The 3,644-nt window shown below is 37.8% G+C and carries 7 protein-coding genes; 3 read left to right on the top strand and 4 right to left on the bottom strand.

Translation table 11 applies throughout. The features are described 5' to 3' along the window. Positions 1-252: 252 nt before the first annotated feature. The gene (locus IM479_RS03685) at positions 253-732 is read right to left on the bottom strand and encodes a hypothetical protein (RefSeq protein WP_287685963.1); all 480 of its coding nucleotides are present in this window, start codon (positions 730-732) and stop codon (positions 253-255) included. A 524-nt stretch (positions 733-1,256) separates the two neighbouring features. On the opposite strand from IM479_RS03685, the gene IM479_RS03680 reads away from it, so the two are divergent. Both IM479_RS03680 and vapC read left to right on the top strand, forming a co-directional pair. After that, the gene (locus tag IM479_RS03680; RefSeq protein ID WP_287685964.1) at positions 1,257-1,451 is read left to right on the top strand and encodes a type II toxin-antitoxin system VapB family antitoxin; all 195 of its coding nucleotides are present in this window, start codon (positions 1,257-1,259) and stop codon (positions 1,449-1,451) included. Next, complete coding sequence (gene vapC, locus IM479_RS03675) at positions 1,448-1,861, top strand: type II toxin-antitoxin system VapC family toxin (protein WP_287685965.1); 414 nt, start codon at positions 1,448-1,450, stop codon at positions 1,859-1,861. The genes IM479_RS03680 and vapC overlap by 4 nt, the downstream gene beginning before the upstream one ends. On the opposite strand, the gene IM479_RS03670 is transcribed toward vapC, so the two are convergent. From IM479_RS03670 to tnpA, 3 genes are all read right to left on the bottom strand, one after another. After that, positions 1,845-2,198 carry a DUF5615 family PIN-like protein gene (locus tag IM479_RS03670; RefSeq protein ID WP_287685966.1) on the bottom strand — a complete coding sequence of 118 codons (354 nt, stop codon included), beginning with the start codon at positions 2,196-2,198 and terminating at the stop codon, positions 1,845-1,847. The two genes, vapC and IM479_RS03670, sit on opposite strands and share 17 nt — an antisense overlap. A gap of 105 nt (positions 2,199-2,303) precedes the next feature. Next, positions 2,304-2,519 (bottom strand): transposase, encoded by a 216-nt coding sequence (locus IM479_RS22505; RefSeq protein WP_353737569.1) that lies wholly within the window; start codon positions 2,517-2,519, stop codon positions 2,304-2,306. Next, the gene (gene tnpA, locus IM479_RS22500; RefSeq protein ID WP_353847758.1) at positions 2,506-2,736 is read right to left on the bottom strand and encodes an IS200/IS605 family transposase; all 231 of its coding nucleotides are present in this window, start codon (positions 2,734-2,736) and stop codon (positions 2,506-2,508) included. The genes IM479_RS22505 and tnpA overlap by 14 nt, the downstream gene beginning before the upstream one ends. Positions 2,737-2,789: 53 nt before the next feature. On the opposite strand from tnpA, the gene IM479_RS03665 reads away from it, so the two are divergent. Next, the coding region (locus IM479_RS03665) for an RNA-guided endonuclease InsQ/TnpB family protein (protein ID WP_287685967.1) at positions 2,790-3,644 on the top strand (855 nt) is incomplete at its 3' end.

Raw genomic sequence — 3,644 nt, 5'->3', positions numbered from 1 at the left:
TCAATCTTGCGATACATTGGTACTAAGGAGAGAAGATGCAAGGGTTTTGAGTAATTTTAGCAGATTCAGGGGCACCTAAGCGACTCTCAATCTAGCTAAAAGCCTTTTCCAATAAAGGTTGTAGCTTCTTTCAGCAAACCCTAATTAGTTTGGCTTGTCCTGTTTCACAAAGTTGCAGAATCTGCTCACAGCTTAGACACTGCTCTTGCTCGAAGGTTAGCTCTAAAACAAAATTTGTTTCAACATAGATATTCACGCCGCCGCCTCATGCTGAAATTTTCCTCCAGCTAAAGCAGCATACAACCCTGAATCAATCAACCAACGCTGAGAATCATCGAGAGCTTCAGGCGGCTTTTCAGAATAAATAATCTCTCCCAACCAGGAAGCAACAATTAGTTCAAGACTTTGCCTACTAATTTGGTCATTCGTTACCCCTGCTCGTTGAAAATAAGGCTGAAGAATGGGACTGGCATCAATCATATAACTAGGTTCACTCTGCTCCTGAAAAGCCCCAACATTACTCCATAAGTACAATCTGTCAGGAAAGACCAGCAAAAAATAGGGAGCCTTGGCAAAAGTACCGTGTGCCAGAATATTGCGTCGGAGTTTTGCCGCCCATTCTTGGGATACGTTGGTTTTGCACTTGACCTCAACCACAAGAGCGAGTTGACCATTGCGGTTATTAACTGCTAAATCCCAGCCAGAAGCCATACGATGAACTGATGAAACCATACATAGCACTCCGGGTAAAATTATTGATGAACGATCATACACACTTCTGTCTTTAGGTCAAGTTGCTTTACAAAACTTCAAGCAATTTCTTGGCAAAATTTAACCCTTAATGTCTCTTTTAGGAGGTGATAAGGGATTAAGTGCCTTGATTGGCGCGGGTTTTCGGCGATTACAAAGTTACATGGTCATACTAAGCCCACAGCATACCACGATCTTATCACATTACGAAATGTAACGAATCCTGCTTTTCAGCTAAATTTGGGCAAATTCGCACAAAATCTAGTTTTGTAAAGTTTTGTTGCATTGGCTTTTTATATTTAAATTTCCCAATTATTTATAAATTTATAATAATTTTTATTTATCTTTATTGGGAGAAATAATACAAACCACTCCAGACACAGAGTTTTTGTCTTGTGGTCAATTATTGGTATTTGAGATTAGGGAGTAATAAGACGGAAATTAAAAGCAGTAAAATACTATATAATGTGTATATTAACAATCTACTATACACAACTAGGGATAGGATGAGAACTAACATTATCATTGATGACCAACTCATGGCTGATGCACTTAAAGCTACTGGTTTAAAGACTAAACAAGAAGCTGTTGAATTGGGTCTTAAGACTTTGATTCGACTCAAACAACAGGAGAAAATTAAAGCCTTTAAAGGTAAGCTTAAATGGGAAGGAAACCTTGAGGAAATGAGGCAGAATCAATGATTCTTGTGGATTCTAGTGTTTGGATTGATTATTTCAATGGTTATAATACTACGGAAACAACAGAACTTGATTTATTGCTGGGAGTTGAACCGATAGCTATTGGTGATATTATTCTCACCGAAGTTCTCCAAGGTTTTAGGAGTGATAAGGATTATCAAATAGCCTATCGCTTACTAACTTCATTAACTATTTATGATTTACTAGGTTTGAGAATGGCATTGAAAAGCGCGGACAATTATCGCCATTTACGCAAGAAGGCGATAACTATTAGGAAAACTGCTGATGTTATTATTGCCTCCTTTTGTATTGAAAATAATCTTCCGATGCTTTTTTCAGATAAATATTTTATTCCTTTCGTTAAGCACTTAAAGCTAATTTCAGCTTGTCCTACTACTAATGATGAACGATGATTGAGTTGCGACTAATTTCTATTAACGAATGTTGAGTAAAAAGTGCTTTTATTTGGGGTAGAGTATTCTGAAATAATACTTCTAATTCGACATTCGTAATGTTACCTGTAGTCACTAGCAGAAGCTTATAAGGTTCTTGACTAATTAAAAATGAATCAAGAAAATCTGTGTCTTTGGTAATAACAATACGATTTTGTTGAATTGAAAGAGCGTTGATTTCTGCATCTGTCGTGGCATTCTGTTGGGGTAAATCTTTAGTATGAATTGTATCGTGACCAGCAGCTTGTAAAAAACGGGCTAAACGAACTGGCAATTGGGCATCGACTAAAAACTTCATGGTGCAATTTGGTAGATGCTTTTTACCTTAAATGTTGGCTTGAAGGAACCCTCGGTTTCACCTCGTAGATGAAAAGCCAACCAATATAGAAACAGCGAAGCACAATTAATATTCTGGGGAGTCTTGGCTCTCCACATATTTTTTAAGTTGATCTATCGTAACGCCACCACAACTAGCCACAAAGTAAGCTCCTGTCCATAATACTCTCTTGTCTTTCCAGTAAATCTTCTTTAAATGGTCACTGTAGTTATCCCACAAAAGCTGGCTTGAAGTAGATTTCAAATTAGCAATTAACCCGCTTAGTAATTTATGGGGGGGGATAAGTTAAAAGAATGTGAACATGGTCCGACTCACCGCTAAACTCTACGATCCTGGCATCCCATTTATCAGCAATAGACTTAAAAGCCTCATTTAAGAACTCTAAATGTTCTTTCTTGAATACTTTTCTCCGATATTTAGTCACCAACACTATATGAACAGTAAGATTAAACGTAGCCCTGCGGGTTTTAAAGTAATTGGCTTCTATACCTATTGACAACTTGTACGGTGAGATGATATAGTGATAACATCTCAAATTGAGAGGTCGGGTCAATGCGAGTCATAGAGTTTAAGGTTAAAGCTACACAACAACAACAAATAGCTATCTTAGAAGCTATTAGAATAGGACAGTTCATTCGGAATAAGTGCCTTAGACTCTGGATGGATTCCAACAGAGAAGATAAGATAAATTATGCTTCTCTTTGCCGATTTGTAACAACGTTGAGTAATGATACAGATACTCCGTTTGTAAGTAATCTTAACTCTATGGCTCGTCAAGCTAGTGCCGAAAGAGCTTGGGTTGCCATCTCCCGTTTCTATGACAACTGTAAAAAAGCGCACCGCCCGCGCCGAATCGACTTCGGCGAGCGGACGGAGCAAGAAGGGTTAGCTCAAAAAGGCTACCCTAAATTTAAGAAGTTCTCAAGGTCTGTGGAATATAAAACTTGTGGTTGGAAATTATCAGAAGATAAAAAATCTATCCAGATCACAGATAAAACTGGAATTGGTAAGTTAAAGTTAGTTGGCTCTGATAATCGTCAAATTTTAGATAAGTCATTAATCAAAAGAATTAGGCTTATCAAAAGGGCTGACGGATTCTATTGCCAATTTGTTCTAGACCTTGAACGAGTAGAACCCCTTGATTCTACAGGAAAGGAAATAGGAATTGATGTTGGCTTAAACCATTTCTTGACTGACTCCAATGGAGAAAAAGTAAACAACCCTCGATTTCTTCGTAAAGCTGAGAAGCGTTTAAAGAAAGCGCAGCGTCAGCTATCTAAGAAGAAAAAAGGAAGCAACAAGCGTCAAAAGCAGAAGTCAAAAGTAGCCCGCCTTCATTTAAAAGTCTCTAGACAACGTAAAGATTTTGTTGTTAAGACAGCAAAAGCGTTAATCCAATCTAACGAT

The organism is Microcystis sp. M165S2 (assembly GCF_020245885.1).
In the GTDB taxonomy this organism is placed as follows: domain Bacteria; phylum Cyanobacteriota; class Cyanobacteriia; order Cyanobacteriales; family Microcystaceae; genus Microcystis.
This window is presented reverse-complemented; position numbering and strand designations above follow the sequence as displayed.

What these genes read in the sequence shown, in the direction of transcription:
- IM479_RS03685 (WP_287685963.1), bottom strand. Translation starts at nt 732, where the DNA reads ATGGTTTCATCAGTTCATCGTATGGCTTCTGGCTGGGATTTAGCAGTT.
- IM479_RS03680 (WP_287685964.1), top strand. Translation starts at nt 1,257, where the DNA reads ATGAGAACTAACATTATCATTGATGACCAACTCATGGCTGATGCACTT.
- vapC (WP_287685965.1), top strand. Translation starts at nt 1,448, where the DNA reads ATGATTCTTGTGGATTCTAGTGTTTGGATTGATTATTTCAATGGTTAT.
- IM479_RS03670 (WP_287685966.1), bottom strand. Translation starts at nt 2,198, where the DNA reads ATGAAGTTTTTAGTCGATGCCCAATTGCCAGTTCGTTTAGCCCGTTTT.